General features: G+C 68.7%; 15 protein-coding genes. 4 read left to right on the top strand and 11 right to left on the bottom strand.

Going from position 1 to position 15,907, the window contains the following annotated elements; translation table 11 throughout:
• Positions 1 to 29: 29 nt before the first annotated feature.
• Positions 30 to 1,880 (bottom strand): acetolactate synthase large subunit, encoded by a 1,851-nt coding sequence (locus H7J86_RS05120; RefSeq protein WP_090356987.1) that lies wholly within the window; start codon positions 1,878 to 1,880, stop codon positions 30 to 32.
• 328 nt (positions 1,881 to 2,208) lie between these two features.
• On the opposite strand from H7J86_RS05120, the gene H7J86_RS05125 reads away from it, so the two are divergent.
• Entirely contained in the window at positions 2,209 to 2,550 is a 342-nt protein-coding gene (locus H7J86_RS05125; protein ID WP_187099324.1) for a PH domain-containing protein, read from the top strand.
• Between the two features lie 65 nt (positions 2,551 to 2,615).
• On the opposite strand, the gene H7J86_RS05130 is transcribed toward H7J86_RS05125, so the two are convergent.
• Positions 2,616 to 3,437: a DoxX family protein gene (locus tag H7J86_RS05130; RefSeq protein WP_372517220.1), complete on the bottom strand. Its 822-nt coding sequence runs from the start codon at positions 3,435 to 3,437 to the stop codon at positions 2,616 to 2,618.
• Positions 3,438 to 3,646: 209 nt separating this feature from the next.
• Here H7J86_RS05130 and H7J86_RS05135 point away from each other — a divergent pair, with 209 nt between their 5' ends.
• Entirely contained in the window at positions 3,647 to 4,717 is a 1,071-nt protein-coding gene (locus H7J86_RS05135) for a PQQ-dependent sugar dehydrogenase (protein ID WP_372517237.1), read from the top strand.
• Positions 4,718 to 4,732: 15 nt separating this feature from the next.
• Here the strand turns inward: H7J86_RS05135 and gatB are convergent, their stop codons facing one another.
• Genes gatB through gatC form a run of 4 tightly spaced genes read right to left on the bottom strand, consistent with a single transcriptional unit; the run spans position 4,733 to position 9,117 of the window.
• Positions 4,733 to 6,235, bottom strand: a complete 1,503-nt coding sequence (gene gatB, locus H7J86_RS05140) for an Asp-tRNA(Asn)/Glu-tRNA(Gln) amidotransferase subunit GatB (protein ID WP_090356993.1) — start codon at positions 6,233 to 6,235, stop codon at positions 4,733 to 4,735.
• A gap of 24 nt (positions 6,236 to 6,259) precedes the next feature.
• Positions 6,260 to 7,291, bottom strand: a complete 1,032-nt coding sequence (locus tag H7J86_RS05145) for an ATP-dependent 6-phosphofructokinase (RefSeq protein ID WP_187098910.1) — start codon at positions 7,289 to 7,291, stop codon at positions 6,260 to 6,262.
• Between the two features lie 18 nt (positions 7,292 to 7,309).
• Entirely contained in the window at positions 7,310 to 8,791 is a 1,482-nt protein-coding gene (gatA, locus tag H7J86_RS05150; RefSeq protein ID WP_267289696.1) for an Asp-tRNA(Asn)/Glu-tRNA(Gln) amidotransferase subunit GatA, read from the bottom strand.
• Positions 8,788 to 9,117 (bottom strand): Asp-tRNA(Asn)/Glu-tRNA(Gln) amidotransferase subunit GatC, encoded by a 330-nt coding sequence (gene gatC, locus H7J86_RS05155; RefSeq protein ID WP_090356998.1) that lies wholly within the window; start codon positions 9,115 to 9,117, stop codon positions 8,788 to 8,790. The genes gatA and gatC overlap by 4 nt, the downstream gene beginning before the upstream one ends.
• 117 nt (positions 9,118 to 9,234) lie before the next feature.
• Here gatC and H7J86_RS05160 point away from each other — a divergent pair, with 117 nt between their 5' ends.
• A complete protein-coding gene (locus H7J86_RS05160; protein ID WP_090357000.1) occupies positions 9,235 to 9,885 on the top strand; it encodes an ACT domain-containing protein in 651 nt (216 codons plus the stop codon).
• Here H7J86_RS05160 and ligA read toward each other — a convergent pair.
• A complete protein-coding gene (gene ligA, locus H7J86_RS05165) occupies positions 9,882 to 11,948 on the bottom strand; it encodes an NAD-dependent DNA ligase LigA (RefSeq protein WP_267289698.1) in 2,067 nt (688 codons plus the stop codon). The two genes, H7J86_RS05160 and ligA, sit on opposite strands and share 4 nt — an antisense overlap.
• A gap of 36 nt (positions 11,949 to 11,984) precedes the next feature.
• Positions 11,985 to 12,590 carry a class I SAM-dependent methyltransferase gene (locus tag H7J86_RS05170; RefSeq protein WP_090357003.1) on the bottom strand — a complete coding sequence of 202 codons (606 nt, stop codon included), beginning with the start codon at positions 12,588 to 12,590 and terminating at the stop codon, positions 11,985 to 11,987.
• Positions 12,591 to 12,657: 67 nt separating this feature from the next.
• Here H7J86_RS05170 and H7J86_RS05175 point away from each other — a divergent pair, with 67 nt between their 5' ends.
• Positions 12,658 to 13,056, top strand: coding sequence for an MmcQ/YjbR family DNA-binding protein (locus tag H7J86_RS05175; protein ID WP_267289700.1), 399 nt, complete (start codon positions 12,658 to 12,660; stop codon positions 13,054 to 13,056).
• A 13-nt stretch (positions 13,057 to 13,069) separates the two neighbouring features.
• On the opposite strand, the gene H7J86_RS05180 is transcribed toward H7J86_RS05175, so the two are convergent.
• The 3 genes from H7J86_RS05180 to H7J86_RS05190 form a co-directional block, all read right to left on the bottom strand.
• Positions 13,070 to 13,981, bottom strand: coding sequence for an alpha/beta fold hydrolase (locus H7J86_RS05180; RefSeq protein WP_090357006.1), 912 nt, complete (start codon positions 13,979 to 13,981; stop codon positions 13,070 to 13,072).
• 62 nt (positions 13,982 to 14,043) lie between these two features.
• Entirely contained in the window at positions 14,044 to 14,793 is a 750-nt protein-coding gene (locus H7J86_RS05185) for a hypothetical protein (protein ID WP_267289702.1), read from the bottom strand.
• A 50-nt stretch (positions 14,794 to 14,843) separates the two neighbouring features.
• Positions 14,844 to 15,857 carry a uroporphyrinogen decarboxylase/cobalamine-independent methonine synthase family protein gene (locus tag H7J86_RS05190; RefSeq protein WP_267289703.1) on the bottom strand — a complete coding sequence of 338 codons (1,014 nt, stop codon included), beginning with the start codon at positions 15,855 to 15,857 and terminating at the stop codon, positions 14,844 to 14,846.
• Positions 15,858 to 15,907: the final 50 nt, after the last annotated feature.

Raw genomic sequence — 15,907 nt, forward strand, 5'->3', positions numbered from 1 at the left:
GATTCCTCGGTTCTTCGCGCAAGCGCTCATCACGCGTGCCCTTCTTCGGAGTCGAACAGCGGCCGGATTCCGCGGGCGGCCTGGATCTCGTCGTTGCTCGTCCCGGCGGCGACCATCGGCCACACCTGGGCGTCCTTGCCGACGACGAAGTCGATGACCACCGGCCGGTCGTTGATGGCACGGGCCTGGTTGATCACGTCTTCGACGTCTTCTTCACGCTCGCAACGCAATCCGACGCAACCCAGCGCCTCGGCCAGCTTCAGGAAATCCGGGATCCGGCGGCTGTGCGTCGACAGATCCGTCTGGCTGTACCGCTTCTCGTAGAACAGCGTCTGCCACTGCCGCACCATGCCCAGGTTGCCGTTGTTGATCAGCGCGACCTTGATCGGCGCGCCCTCGATGGCACAGGTGGCCAGTTCCTGATTGGTCATCTGGAAGCAGCCGTCGCCGTCGATGGCCCACACCTCGGCCTCGGGCCGGCCGAACTTGGCGCCCATGGCCGCCGGGACGGCGAAGCCCATGGTGCCCAGACCGCCGGAGTTCAGCCACGTCTTGGGGTTCTCGTACTTGACGAACTGGGCGGCCCACATCTGGTGCTGGCCGACACCGGCGACGTAGAGCGCGTCGGGTCCGGCGATCTGACCCAGCTTCTCGATGACGAACTCGGGGCTCAGGCTGCCGTCGCTCTGCGGGCCGTAGCTCAGCGGGTAGGTCGACTTGATGCTGGACAGGTATTCCCACCAGTTGTCCAGCTTCAGCGACGCCGCGTTGGTGCCGTCGCGGCGCAGCACCTCCAGCAGATCGGTGATGACGTTGCGGACATCGCCCACGATCGGCACGTCGGCGTGCCGGTTCTTGCCGATCTCGGCGGGGTCGATATCGGCGTGGATGACCAGGGCATCCGGGGCGAATGAGTCCAGCTTGCCGGTGACCCGGTCATCGAAGCGGGTGCCCAGTGCGATCAGCAGATCGCTCTTCTGCAGCGCGGCGACCGCGGAGACGGAGCCGTGCATGCCCGGCATACCCATGTGCTGCGGGTGGCTGTCCGGGAACGCACCGCGGGCCATCAGGGTGGTGACCACCGGGATGCCGGTCAGTTCCGCCAGATCCATCAGTTCGGCGGTCGCCTCACCGCGGATGACGCCGCCACCGACGTAGAGCACCGGTTTGCGGGCCTCGGCGATCAGCTTGGCGGCCTCGCGCACCTGGCGGCTGTGCGGCTTGGTGTTCGGCTTGTAGCCGGGCAGGTCCATCACCGGCGGCCAGGAGAAGGTGCACTGGCCCTGCAGGATGTCCTTGGGGATGTCGACGAGCACCGCGCCGGGTCGCCCCGACTGGGCGATGTGGAAGGCCTCGGCGATCACCCGCGGGATGTCGTCACCGTCGCGCACCAGGAAGTTGTGCTTGGTGATCGGCATGGTCATGCCGGTGATATCGGCCTCCTGGAAGGCGTCGGTGCCGATCAGGGCGCGACCGACCTGTCCGGTGATGGCGACCACCGGGATGGAGTCCATCTGGGCGTCGGCCAGCGGGGTGACCAGGTTGGTGGCACCGGGACCCGAGGTGGCCATCATCACACCGACCTTGCCGGTGGCGTGGGCGTAGCCGCTGGCGGCATGCCCGGCGCCCTGCTCGTGCCGCACCAGGACATGGCGCAGCTTCATCGAGTCGTACAGCGGGTCGTAGACCGGCAGGACCGCTCCGCCGGGGATACCGAATATCACCTCGACGCCGATCTCTTCCAGCGAACGCACCACCGACTGCGCGCCGGTGAGTTCAACGGGCGCAACGTGTTTCGGCTGCGTCACGGGATTGGCCGCAGCCACGGGTGAGTTTGCGCGCTGGGCGGGCTCGGGGGGCCGCGTGGTGGGAGCGCTCACGATGTCCTCTTCGTCGGGTTGGTTATCTGTCGGATCTGGTACTTGGGCAAGAAAAAACCCCCGTCAGCGGAGTCCGCTGTACGAGGGTTGGCGCGTCGATGCTGTGTGCTATGCCCGAGTGAGGGCCAGCGCGGCATCAACGCGCCAACCAAGTACTACGGAAATCTCGGACTTCTGCATAACAAGTGACGGTAGCCCGCGCACTGGTCAAAGGTCAAATTGCCCTGACCCGTCTCGGACGCCCGGATTCGCGACGCGGGCACGGTGCAAAGATGGCGTGGTGAGTTCCGCTCGTGCGCAGACCGACGTCGTCATCCGCATCTCCCCGATGGCCTATTTCGGGGTGGGCTTCTTCACCCTGGGTCTGCTCGCCCTGATCTTCGCGTGGCCGGGCTATGCCGCCGTGCTGTTGATCCTGCCGATCCTGTTGGCGGCGGCCGTCTTCCGGTACCGCACGGTGGCCGACCGCGACCACGTGCGGGTGCGCACGCTGCTGGGCAGCCGCACGGTGCGCTGGGAAGAGATCGACGGCCTGCGGTTCACCAGGAGTTCCTGGGCGCGCGCACGTCTCACCGACGGCAGTGAACTCGTCCTGCCCGCGGTGACCTTCTCGACGTTGCCGTTGCTCACCGCGGCCAGCGGTGGCCGGGTGCCCAACCCCTACGAGTGATGCCTAGGCGAGGTTGATTGGCCTGACCTTCTCAACGCGGCTCGTTCCTCGCCGCTTGATCGGCGTCAGGCGATCGGATTGGCGCCGTTGAGCAGCACCCAGAAGCCGACGCCCACACCGATCCCCAGCAGCAGCGCCAGGAACGAGCCGACGAACGGCCGACGGGCCCAGCCCCGGCCGGCATCCAGCCCGTAGCGTCCCGGACCGGTCAGCGTCAGCGCCGCCGCCACCAGCACGAGGGTGACCTGGTGCTCATGGCCCGACGGTACGACGAAGCTGACGAAACTGTGGTCGGGCGCCGCGGCGATGCCGGCCAGCAGCGCGTTGATCAGGTACGCCAGCGCGGCTGCGGCGGCCAACGGGGTGAACAGCCCGAGCACCAGCAGCACGCCCGCGCCGACCTGCGCGCCCGCGGCGACATAGGTGATCAGGCCGGCGTGCTGGTAGCCCAGCTCGTTGAGCGAACCTTCGAAACCACTCAGGCCCGCGCCGCCCCACCAACCGAACGCCTTCTGCAGTCCGTGTATGACGAGCAGCACGCCCAGCCCGGCACGCAGCAGGAACAGGCCCAGGTCGGTGGTGCCGCGCCGACCTGCCGCGCGGATGCGCTGGTCGGCGTCGTGCGGTCCGATCTCGGTCGGCACCGCCGGTGCGGCCGCGTAGGGGTTCGGCGCCGCCGGGGACACATAGGGCAGGGGTTCGGGTTCGCCGAGCAGCGAATAACCGGACTGTTCCGGTTTGGCGGAACCCTCGGTGTCGTACCGCGGGATGGCCGTAGTCTCGAAATCGCCCCCGTACGTCGACGAGGGCAAGTCGTCTTCAGGGTCGACCAGCCGGGCCGACGCCGGCCGTTGCCAGTCGGTCATGCCATGAGGTTCAGCGGTCACGGTTGCCAGGGTAAATGCAAGACACGCCGTAACTCGGTATTGGCGCGACACAAACGCGCACGTATCCACACCGATACACACTCGTGACACAGGGTTGCGACCGACACCTTCTTGGCGCGTTCGGCGCATCCATCCGTAGTCTGGCCTGCATGAGACAGGGCGGGCCTACGCTGACGGCGCTTCGAGACGCTGCGGTGCTGTGCACGGTGATGGTGGCAGCGGTCGGATGCGCCCGGTTCGACGATGCGCAGTCGCAGCCGTTCACCACCGAGCCACAGATGGAGGCCCCGCCCTCGTCGTCGCCGCCGCCTCCCCCGCCGCTGCCGGGTGCACCGTTTCCCAAGGAGTGCCCCGCCCCCGGTGTGATGCAGGGCTGCCTGGAGAGCACCAGCGGCCTCATCATGCTTCCCGACAGCCAGTCCGCGCTGGTGGCCGAACGCACGACGGGCGCCGTCAAGACCGTGTCGACCAAGGCCGAACCGAAGGTCAAGGTCGTCATCCCCGTCGACCCGTCCGGCGACGGCGGCCTGCTCGACATCGTGCTGTCGCCCACCTACTCACAGGACCGGCTGATGTACGCCTACGTCAGCACCCCGACCGACAACCGGGTCATCCGCATCGCCGACGGCGATGTGCCCAAGGCGCTGCTGACCGGAATCCCCAAGGGCGCCACCGGCAACGCGGGATCGCTGATCTTCACCAGCCCGACGACGCTGGTGGTCCAGACCGGTGACGCCGGGAACCCGGCGCTGGCCAACGACCCGGCCTCGCTGGCGGGCAAGATCCTGCGCATCGAGCAGCCCACCACCGTCGACCAGGCCCCGCCGACCACCGCCCTGTCCGGGATGGGCGCGGCCGGTTCGATGTGCACCGATCCGGCCGACGGGTCGCTCTACATCACCGATCGCACCCCGACCGGCGACCGCCTGCAGAAGATCACCAAGGACTCCAAGGTGTCCACGGTGTGGTCCTGGCCGGACCGGCCCGGGGTGGCCGGCTGCGCCGCCCTCGACGGCGCCGTCCTGGTGAATCTGGTGAACACCAAACAGACCGTCGCCGTGCGGATGGCCCCCGACACCGGGGCGGTGACCGGTGAGCCCGAGGTGGTGCGCCAGGATCAGCACGGCCACGCCTGGGGGCTCGCGGTGTCCCCGGACGGCAACGTCTGGGGCGGCACGATCAACAAGACCTCAGGTGACGCCGAGAAGCTCGACGACGTGGTGTTCCCGCTGTTCCCGTCGGGTGGTGGCTTCCCGCGCAGCAACGCCGACAAGACGTGACGACGGCGGGCTGACCTAACTACACGCGGCGATCACCAGTTCGCGCACCCGCGCGGCGTCGGCCTGGCCCTTGGTGGCCTTCATCACCGCGCCGACTATTGCGCCTGCCGCAGCCACTTTGCCGGCCCTAATCTTGTCGGCGACATCGGGATTGGCGGCCAAGGCCTCGTCGACCGCGGCCTGGATCAGTGAATCATCGCGCACCACAACGAGTCCGCGATCATTCATGACCTGCTCGGGTTCACCCTCACCGGCGAGCACGCCCTCGACCACCTGGCGGGCCAGTTTGTTCGACAACTTGCCGCCGTCGACCAGTTCGACCACCGCGGCCACCTGCTTGGGCGTGATGGCCAAATCGGATACGGCCACCCCGATCTCGTTGGCCTTCTGCACCAGGAAGTTGCCCCACCACGCACGGGCGGCCTCGCTGGAGGCGCCGTGCGCGACGGTGGCGGCCACCATATCGATGGCGCCGTTGTTCACCAGGTCGCGCATCACCTCGTCGGAGACGCCCCACTCCTGCTGAATCCGCTTGCGCGCCAACCACGGAAGCTCCGGGATGGTGGTGCGCAGCCGCTCCACCAGTTCGGCACTGGGCGCGATCGGCTCCAGGTCCGGCTCCGGGAAGTAGCGGTAGTCCTGCGCGGTCTCCTTGCTGCGCCCGGGCGTGGTGTGGCCGGACTCGTGGAAGTGCCGGGTCTCCTGGGTGACGGTGCCCCCGGCGCTCAGCACCGCGGCCTGGCGGCGCATCTCGTAGCGCACCGCCACCTCGACACTCTTGAGCGAGTTCACGTTCTTGGTCTCGGTGCGGGTACCGAATTCACTGGCGCCCTTGGGTTTCAGCGACAGGTTGGCATCGCAGCGCAGCGAACCCTGGTCCATCCGCACATCGGACACGTCCAGTGCGCGCAGCAGATCGCGCAACGCCGTGACATACGCGCGGGCGATCTCCGGTGCGCGTTCTCCGGTGCCCTCGATCGGCCGGGTGACGATCTCGATCAGCGGCACCCCGGCGCGGTTGAAATCGGCCAGCGAGGTGGTCGCCCCGGAGATCCGGCCGGTGTCGCTGCCCAGGTGGGTCAGCTTGCCGGTGTCCTCCTCCATGTGCGCACGCTCGATCTGGACCCGGAAGGTGGTGCCGTCGTCCAGCGGGACGTCCAGATACCCGTCGACGGCGATCGGTTCGTCGTACTGCGAGATCTGGTAGTTCTTCGGCTGATCCGGGTAGAAGTAGTTCTTCCGCGCGAACCGGCCCCACGGCGCGATCTCACAGTTCAGCGCCAGCCCGATCCGGATCGCCGACTCCACCGCCGACCCGTTGAGCACCGGCAGTGCGCCGGGCAGACCCAGGCACACCGGGCACACCTGCGTGTTGGGCTCGCCGCCGAACTGGTTGGCGCAACCGCAGAACATCTTCGTCGCGGTCGACAGCTCGACGTGCACCTCCATCCCCATGACGGGATCGAAAGCGGCGATGACCTCGTCGTAGTCCAGGAGTTCGGCGGTATCGACAGACATGCCGTCGATCCTAATGGGGCCAGCTCAGCCGAAGAATTCCGCGGCGTCGTCATAGCGGCTCTGCGGCACCAGCTTGAGCTGTTGCACCGCGTCCGCCAGGGCCACCCGCCCGATGTCCTGCCCGCGCAGCGACACCATCATGCCGAACTCGCCGGCATGGGCGGCGTCGGCGGCGTTGACGCCGAACCGGGTGGCCAGCACCCGGTCATAGGCCGTCGGGGTGCCGCCGCGCTGCACGTGGCCGAGCACCGTGACGCGCACCTCCTTCTTGATGCGCTTCTCCACCTCGAGGGCCAGCTGCTGGGCCACACCGGTGAATCGCTCGTGGCCGAACTCGTCGAGGCCGCCCTGCCGGAGCTGCATGGTGCCCTCGGCGGGTTTGGCGCCCTCGGCGACGACGCAGATGAAGTGCGAGGAGCCGTGCTGGAACCGCTTCTTGACCAGCCGGCACACTTCCTCGACATCGAAGGGCTGCTCGGGGATCAGGGTCATGTGCGCGCCGGTGGCCAAGCCCGCGTTCAGCGCGATCCAGCCGGCGTGCCGGCCCATCACCTCGACGAGCATGACCCGCTGGTGCGACTCCGCCGTACTGTGCAGCCGGTCGATGGCGTCCGTGGCCACCTGCAGTGCGGTGTCGTGGCCGAACGTGACGTCGGTGCAGTCGATGTCGTTGTCGATGGTCTTGGGGACCCCGACCACGGGCACGTTCTCCTCGGACAGCCAGTGCGCCGCGGTCAGTGTGCCCTCCCCGCCGATCGGGATGAGCACATCGATGCCGTTGTCCTCCAGCGTCTGCTTGATCTGGTCCAGACCGGCCCGCAGTTTGTCGGGATTGACCCGTGCGGTGCCCAGCATGGTGCCGCCCTTGCCCAGCAGCCGGTCGTTGCGGTCATCGTTGGCCAGCTGGATCCGTCGGTCCTCCAGCAGGCCGCGCCATCCGTCCAGGAAGCCGACCACCGTGGATCCGTAACGCTGGTCGCAGGTCCGCACCACCGCCCTGATCACGGCGTTCAGCCCCGGACAGTCACCACCACCAGTCAGCACGCCAATACGCATGCCGCCTATCTAACCCGTTTACAGCGCGGTCGGCAGCGATCCCCGGGCCGCCTCGTAGGCCGCACCCACCCGGTAGAGCCGGTCATCGGCCATGGCGGGGGCCATGATCTGCAGGCCGACCGGCAGGTTGTCGTCGGCCGACAATCCCGACGGCACCGACATGCCACAGTGCCCGGCCAGGTTGAGCGGCAGGGTGCACAGGTCGAACAGGTACATGGCCAGCGGGTCGTCGACCTTCTCCCCGAGGCGGAACGCCGTCGAGGGCGTGGCCGGGGTGGCCAGGACGTCGACCTTTTCGTAGGCCCGGTCCAGATCGCGGGCGATCAGCGTGCGGACCTTCTGGGCCTGGTTGTAATAGGCGTCGTAATAGCCCGCCGACAGCGCGTAGGTGCCGATCATGATGCGGCGCTTGACCTCCGGCCCGAAACCGGCGGCCCGAGTCAGCGCCATGACCTCTTCGGCGCTGTGCGTGCCGTCGTCGCCGACCCGCAGGCCGTAGCGCATGGCGTCGAAGCGCGCCAGGTTGCTCGACACCTCCGAGGGCAGGATCAGGTAGTAGGCCGCCATCGCGTGGTCGAAGTTCGGGCAGTCGACCTCGATGACCTCCGCGCCGAGAGCGGTGAGCTGCTCGACGGCGGCGTGGAAGGACGCCAGCACGCCGGCCTGATAGCCCTCGCCGCGCAGCTGCTTGACGACGCCGACCCGCACACCCTTCAGATCGCCCTGAGCGCCGGCCTTGGCGGCGCCCACCACATCGGGCACCGGGACGTTGATCGACGTGGAGTCGCGCGGGTCGTGGCCGGCGATCACCTCGTGCAGCAGCGCGGTGTCGAGCACCGTGCGGGCGCACGGCCCACCCTGGTCCAGCGATGACGCGCAGGCGATCAGCCCGTACCGGCTGACGGTCCCGTACGTCGGCTTGACGCCGACGGTCGAGGTGAGAGCGGCCGGCTGGCGGATCGAGCCACCGGTGTCGGTGCCGATGGCCAGCGGGGCCTGGAACGCCGCGAGCGCGGCGGCGCTACCGCCGCCGGAGCCGCCGGGCACCCGCTCGACATCCCACGGGTTGCGGGTGGGGCCGTACGCGGAGTTCTCGGTCGAGCTGCCCATCGCGAACTCGTCCATGTTGGTCTTGCCCAGAATCGGGATACCGGCCGCTCGCAGCTTCGCGGTGACCGTCGCGTCGAACGGGGACCGCCAGCCCTCCAGGATCTTGGATCCGGCGGTGGTCGGCGCATCGATCGTGGTGAAGACGTCTTTGAGGGCCAGGGGCACACCGGCCAGCGGCGACGGCAGCGGCTCACCCGCGGCGACCTGGCGGTCGACCTCGGCGGCCGCGGCCAGTGCCTGCTCGGCGCCGACGTGCAGGAACGCGTGATAGCGCTCATCGGTCGCGGCGATCTGGTCCAGATGCGCGGTGGTGACCTCGGTCGAGGTGACCTCCCCCGCGGCGATCTTGGCGCCCAGCGTGGCGGCGTTCTCGCGGATCAACTCGGTCATTCTTCTTCTTCCAGGATGCGAGGCACCGCGAAGCGACCGTCCTCGGCGCGCGGGGCGGCGGCAAGGGCCTGGTCCTGGGTGAGGCTCGGCACGACCTCATCCGGCCTCGTCACATTGGCGTAGCCACCCGACTCCCCTTGTCCGGGCCGCCGCGAAAGCGGATTGTCCGTGGCTTCGACGCCGGTGACGTCGACGGACTGGATCTGGCCGACGTGGGCCAGGATGGCGTCGAGCTGACCGGCGAAACTGTCCAACTCGCCATCGGTGAGGGCGAGCCGGGCCAGCCGCGCAAGGTGGGCTACCTCGTCCCGGGAGATCTGTGACACGACTGGAAAGCCTAGTCGCTGCGCTCCACCCCTTTTCATCCCCCGGTCGTCCCCTGGTCGCTGCACCCACTGCCCGCCGGTTCGCCGCGCACCTGCCGCTGTGACAAGGTGTCACGCGTGCCGTCATATCTGCTGCGGGTCCAGCTGGAGGACCGACCGGGCAGCCTCGGCTCGCTGGCCGTCGCGCTCGGTTCGGTGGGCGCCGACATCCTGTCCCTCGACGTGGTCGAGCGCGGAGCGGGCTACGCCATCGACGATCTGGTCGTCGACCTGCCGGTCGGTGCGATGCCCGATTCGCTGATCACGGCCGCCGAACACATCCAGGGTGTCTACGTCGACAGCATCCGGCCGCATACCGGGCTGCTGGAGGCGCACCGCGAACTCGAGCTCATCGACCACATCGCCGCGGCGGGCGACAAGCTGCAGATGCTCGCCGACGAGGCCCCGAAGGTGTTGCGGGTGGGCTGGTGCAGCGTCGTGCGGCTGACCGAAGGCGGGCTGGAGACCATCGTCGGCAGCCCGGGGGCACCCGAAACGCTTGCGCAGAGCGCGCCCTGGCTGCCGATCGAGCATGCCGCGGTACTCGACGGCAGCGCGCCGTGGGTGCCTCAGGTCTGGCGCGATATCGACACCACCCTGGCCGCCGCCCCGCTGGGCGATCACGGCACCGCGGTCCTGTTGGGCCGCCCGGGCGGGCCCGCCTTCCGGCCGTCGGAGGTCGCGCGGCTGGGCTACCTGGCCGGCATCGTGGCCACCATCCTGCGTTAGTCCGCCGGCGCCGGACCGTTCTCCAGCAGTGCGCGAAAGCCGTCCTCATCAAGGACCGGCACCCCGAGTTCGATGGCCTTGTCGTACTTGGACCCCGGGGCGTCCCCGGCCACCACGTAGGCCGTCTTCTTCGACACCGAGCCGGCCGCCTTGCCGCCACGCACCAGGATGGCCTCCTTGGCCTCATCGCGCGAGAACCCGGTCAGCGACCCGGTGACGACGATGGACAGGCCTTCCAGGGTCCGTTCGATGCCCGCGTCGCGTTCATCGGCCATCCGCACCCCTGCGGCGCGCCACTTGTCGACGATGGCCCGGTGCCAGTCCACGGTGAACCACTCGATCACGGCGGCGGCGATGGTCGGACCCACACCCTCGACCGCGGCGAGCTGCTCCTCGGACGCCGCCATCACCGCGTCGAGGCTGCCGAACTCACCGGCCAGCGCGCGCGCCGCCGTCGGCCCCACGTGGCGGATGGACAGCGCCACCAGCACGCGCCACAGCGGCTGGGATTTGGCCTTGCCCAGATTGGCCAGCAGCCGCTTACCGTTGGCGGACAGTTCGCCGGCCTTGGTGGTGAACAGATCGGTGCGCAACAGATCGTCGGCCGTCAGGGTGAACAGGTCGCCCTCGTCATCGATCACGCCGGCAGCCAACAGCGCCACCGCCGCTTCGTACCCGAGCCCTTCGATATCGAAGGCACCGCGGCCCGCGACGTGGAACACGCGCTCGCGCAACTGGGCCGGGCAACTGCGCGTGTTGGGGCAGCGGATGTCGGCATCGCCCTCCTTGGCCGGCGCCAGGGGGGTGCCGCACTCGGGACATGTTGTGGGCATGACGAATTCGCGTTCGGTACCGTCGCGCAGATCGACCACCGGCGCCAGCACCTCGGGGATGACGTCACCGGCCTTGCGGATCACCACGGTGTCGCCGATCAGCACGCCCTTGCGTTTCACCTCGGAGGCGTTGTGCAGGGTGGCCAGTCCGACGGTGGATCCCGCGACCTTGACCGGCTCCATGTAGGCGAACGGGGTGACCCGGCCGGTGCGGCCGACATTGACCCTGATGTCGAGCAGCTTGGTGGTGACCTCTTCGGGCGGATACTTGTAGGCCACCGCCCAGCGCGGTGCGCGCGATGTCGCACCGAGCCGGCGTTGCAACGCCACCTGGTCGACTTTGACCACCACGCCGTCGATTTCGTGTTCGACGTCATGCCGGTGCTCACCCCAGTAGGAGATCCGCTCGGCGACCGCGGCGATGCCCTGCACGCGGGTGGTGTGCGTCGAGACGGGCAGCCCCCACTGACCGAGCGCGCGGTAGGCGTCGTGCAAGGAGGCGAACGTCGTACCTTCCACGAGGCCCAGCCCGTGGCAGATCATCCGCAGGCGGCGCCGGGCGGTGACGGCCGGGTTCTTCTGGCGCAACGACCCGGCGGCGCTGTTTCGCGGGTTGGCGAACGGCGGCTTGCCCTCGGCCACCAATCCGGCATTGAGGTCCTCGAAATCGGCGAGCCGGAAGAACACCTCACCGCGCACCTCGAGGACCGCGGGCAGCGGGAACTCCTCGGAGTCGATGAGCCGTTCGGGGATGTCCTCGATGGTGCGCGCGTTGAGGGTGACGTCTTCACCGGTGCGGCCGTCACCCCGGGTGGCCGCACGCACCAGTCTGCCGTCGCGGTAGACCAGCGCCAGCGCGACACCGTCGATCTTCAGTTCGCAGAGATACTCGGTGTTCTCACCGGTCTCGGCGCTGATCCGGGCGGCCCATGCCGACAGTTCGTCGCTGTCGAACACGTTGTCCAGCGACAACATCCGTTCCAGATGGTCGGCGGAGGCGAAGTCGGTGGCGAAGCCGGCACCGCCGACCAACTGGGTCGGCGAGTCGGGGGTGCGCAACTCCGGATGCGCCTCCTCCAGGGCCTCCAGTTCGCGCAGCAGCGTGTCGAACTCGGCGTCGGAGATGATGGGCGCGTCTTTGACGTAGTACCGGAACTGATGCCCCCGCACCTCCTCGGCCAGTTCCTGCCAACGGCCGCGTACCTCAGAGTCGGAAGAGCTCACGCTCAAGAGGCTAGTCGAGCGCGCCGACACCTCTTTGCCGGCTCACAGCGGCGGCCAGAGCCGGAACCGCACCACATCGCGCCAGGTGGTGCCCTCCCAACCCTGCAACACGAAACCGTGCGGCTCGACCAGTTCACGCAGAGTCTGCGCGCTCTGCCGGTCGGGATCGGGGAAGGCCTCGACGAACACCAGCAGCCCGCCCGGGCGCAGCACCCGCGCCAGCCCACGGATGCAGATCTCCTTGTCGGGCACCTCACCGAGCACCGCCGCCAGGAACGCCACATCGAAGGTGTCCTCCGGGAACGGCAAACCGGCGCCGGCATCGCCGGAATGGAATTCGACGTTGCGGCAGCCCGCGGCGTCGACCGCGCGGCGTGCCTTGTCCAGCATCTGCGGTTGCAGATCGAACAGGTGTAGGTGTCCGTGCGGCACCCGCGTGGCGATCTCGGTGCTGTAGTAGCCCGGGCCGGGCCCGATCTCGAGGACCCGCTCGTCACCGCCGAGCATCAGCCCGTCGATGACGGTGCCGGGCCGACCGATGAACCGCCGAATCGGGTTGTTCAGGAACATCGACGCCCAGTGCGGATAAGGGAAATCGCCGACCATACGGGTGTGACGCACCACGGTGTCGAGCCACGATATGGGCATATCACCCTCCTCATCTGCATAAGTAAGGTGAGCCTAACTCAATGTCCCGCGGAATAGACTGCTTCCCGTGCCGCACCCCGTGATGTTCAGCGATGACGACTTCGGACTGGCCGAGGTCCGCGAGATCGCGCTGGGCTTTCCCACCGCGTTCGAGAAGGTCTCGTGGGGCCGGCCCGTGTTCTGCGCGCCGAAGATGTTCGCCATGTTCGGCGGCAACCTCAAGAGCACCGACGGGATGGTTGCCTATCCCTATTCACTCCTGGTCAAGGTCGACGATTCCGATCGCCGGGCACTCGAGGCGGACAGCCGGTTCTTCTTCCCGGCCTACATGGGGCCGTTCGGTTGGCTGGGCCTGGATCTGACCGCGGGCACGGTGGGCTGGGCCGAGGTCCGCGAACTCGTCGATGCCTCATTCCGGCTCGTGGCATCCAAGAAGTTGATCCGGCAGCTCGACGAAACGGCTTGAGCGACAACCTCGTTCAGGCAGATTTACCCGCGTCGGCACCCAGGGTCAGGAAGGTGCGCAACCGGTCGAGCACCAGTTCCGGGCGTTCCTCGATGATCCAGTGTCCCGCGCCGGGCACCAATTCGAGGTCGAAGTTCGAGCAGTGTTCGGGCAGCACCCGCAGCAGTTCCGGGGTCAGCACCGAATCCTCGGTGCCGTGCAGCCAGCGCACCGGCACCGTCACGTGGTAGCGGTCGTATTCGCCGCGCATCCACCGCGCCGCCTCCCGGGTCTGGAAGGTGCGGTACCACTTCGAGCCGGCCAGGGCGTACGCCGGCCGCGACATGCACGCCCGGTAGAACTCCATGTCCTCTTCCGGAGTCACGAAGTCGCCACCCACCCAGGAACCCAGCAGCCGGAAGAACCGCATCTTCGGGTCGGCGATCACGCGCGGTCCGATGACCGGCAACAGCATCGGAATCTGGTACCACATCCGCCAGATGTTGGCCAAGGCCGTGAGGTCGCGTTTGAGCCAGGGCACCGCGGTGTTGATGCCCATGAACGACACCACCTTCTCCGGATGGCGCAGCATGAAGATGGTCGCGACCGGACCGCCCCAGTCGTGGGCGACCAGGCGGACCGGACCGACACCGAGGCGGTCGACGACACCGGCCAGGTCATCGGCCAGGTCGTTCTTGAAGTAGTGATCCCCCGGCGGAGTCGAGCTCCATCCGGCCCCCCGCAGATCGGGGCACAACACCCGGTAGCCGTCGGCGGCCAGTGGCTCGATATGGCGTCGCCATTCCCACCAGTTCTGCGGGAATCCGTGCACCAGCATCACCGGCGGTCCGTCTTCGGGACCGGCTTCGGCGACGTGAATCGTCACGCCGTCGCCGAGATCGAGATAGCGGTGCTGCACGCCGGGCAGATCGGGCGGGTTCTCCATGGGTACAACCTACGGTATCCAGTACCGTCGGTAACGCATGATGCCTGTTTTGCTCGAATCCGTCAGCGAATGGCCAGGGTGGACGCCGCTTTGGCGGCGCGGGCCTGCCGGTAACCAAGTGCCGCACCGGCGAGCGGGATCAGCAGCAGCCCGGCGAGGCCGAACCACGAGGTCATCGGCTGCCCGGGCCGCGCGGAGTCCCAGCCGTGCAACGCGGACAGGTCCAGCGGCGCACTCGGCGGTGCCGGCGCGGGCGCAATGCCGAGCGGCGCGGGTACCGCCATCACCACCGGCGGCAGGGTGATCGCGACACCGGGCTGCGGCACCGAGACGACGGGGTGGCGCGCGCCGTCACCGGGGGTACGACCATCCCCGAAGGTCACTTTCGGGGCGACGAAAGCCGGTGCCGCGGGGGGCATATCCGAACCGGAGGAGGCCCGCGCCCCGGCAACGGACAGGGTCGGTGTCGCAGTCGACGACTCCGAATCGCCGGTACTCGCGGCGGTCTGCGGCGCGCGGCTCACGGTGGCGGTGTCGGTGCGACTGGTGGTCTCGCTGTCGCCGGTCGTGCTGGCGACACTGCTCTTGCGGTTGTCGGCGCCGGCCCGACCGTAACCGGAATCGCTGCGGGGCCCACGCTCACCGCCACGCTCACCGCGATGGTCGCCGCCACGGTTGCCGTGCTGGCCGCCGTGCGAACGACTCGAATCGCCCGGCGCGGCCGCCGCGACGGTCGCTGTCGGCCCGCCGACCAGTACCAAGGCGGCGAGCGCGGTGGCGCTCGCTGCTACGGCCCGCCTCGCTCGATCCACAGTCTCCCCCGCGTTCGAACCTCACCATACTGCGAACCGATGTTTGCGGGCTAGATCGCGTCGGGATCCTGATGCAGTCCGTCCGCGGCCTTCTGCGCCAGCGAAATCGCGGTCCGCGCCCAGTCCGCGGTGGCGCCGGCCAGGCCGCACGCCGGTGTGATGCCGATCCGGTCGCGCAGTACCGCGCGCGGAAACCCCAACCGGTCGGTGACCTTCGCCGCGGCGGCCGCCACCTGATCGGCTGTGGGCCGCGTGGTCGGCGCGGTGGACGGGACGACGCCCAGCAGTACCGTGCGGCCGGATTCCACGAACTCCCCGACCCCATCCAGATCGGCCGCGCCCAGCACCGCGACATCGACGGACACGGCATCGATGGCACTGTCCCGCAAGAGCTTCCACGGCAGGTCGGGAGCACAGCAATGCACGACGACGGCACCGCCGACGCGTCGGGCACATTCGTCGAGCAGCGCACCCGCCACCGGCGCGTCGACGGGATGCACCGAGGACAGGCTCGTCACCCCGGTGAGCCGGCCGGCCAACGCCGCGGGCAGCGTCGGCTCGTCAAACTGGACCACCACCTCGGCCCCGATGCGCCGGGCCACGGTGGCACGGTGCACGGCGACCCCCTCGGCCAGGGATGCGGCCAGATCGCGCACTGCGCCGGCGTCGGTGATCGCGCGGTGCCCGTTCGACAGCTCCAACTGGGCGGCCAGGGTGATCGGCCCGGGCACCTGCACCTTGACCGTGCGTCCCTGGACGCCGCGCAGTCCGGCCTTCTCCCAGGCCTCTTCCAGCGCGTCGACATCCTCGTCGAGCAGGCTCGCCGCGCGGCGCTGCACGGCGCTGCGACCAGGGGCGATGCGGTAGGCGCGCGGCGCGGTGTCGATACCGATATCGACCAGCAGAGCGCCCGCCCGACCGATCAGATCGGCGCCGATTCCGCGGCCGGGGAGTTCGGCGAGGTGCGGCAGTGCGTGCAGTTCGCCGACGATCACCTCGGCCGCCTCGCGCGCGGACGTGCCGGGCCAGGATCCGATGCCGGTCGCAGTGCCGAAAATACTCACGCGGCCAACAGTATTCGATGGCTCAACCTGCGGGGATGCGGGCCTCGCTG

This window comes from Mycobacterium hackensackense (assembly GCF_025822555.1).
In the GTDB taxonomy this organism is placed as follows: Bacteria; Actinomycetota; Actinomycetes; order Mycobacteriales; family Mycobacteriaceae; genus Mycobacterium; species Mycobacterium fluoranthenivorans.

Coding starts and splice junctions, on each gene's coding strand:
- H7J86_RS05145 (WP_187098910.1), bottom strand. CDS start 7,291: ATGCGTATTGGCGTGCTGACTGGTGGTGGTGACTGTCCGGGGCTGAAC.
- H7J86_RS05135 (WP_372517237.1), top strand. CDS start 3,647: ATGGTGGCAGCGGTCGGATGCGCCCGGTTCGACGATGCGCAGTCGCAG.
- gatB (WP_090356993.1), bottom strand. CDS start 6,235: ATGTCTGTCGATACCGCCGAACTCCTGGACTACGACGAGGTCATCGCC.
- H7J86_RS05180 (WP_090357006.1), bottom strand. CDS start 13,981: ATGGAGAACCCGCCCGATCTGCCCGGCGTGCAGCACCGCTATCTCGAT.
- H7J86_RS05170 (WP_090357003.1), bottom strand. CDS start 12,590: ATGCCCATATCGTGGCTCGACACCGTGGTGCGTCACACCCGTATGGTC.
- gatA (WP_267289696.1), bottom strand. CDS start 8,791: ATGACCGAGTTGATCCGCGAGAACGCCGCCACGCTGGGCGCCAAGATC.
- H7J86_RS05125 (WP_187099324.1), top strand. CDS start 2,209: ATGGCCTATTTCGGGGTGGGCTTCTTCACCCTGGGTCTGCTCGCCCTG.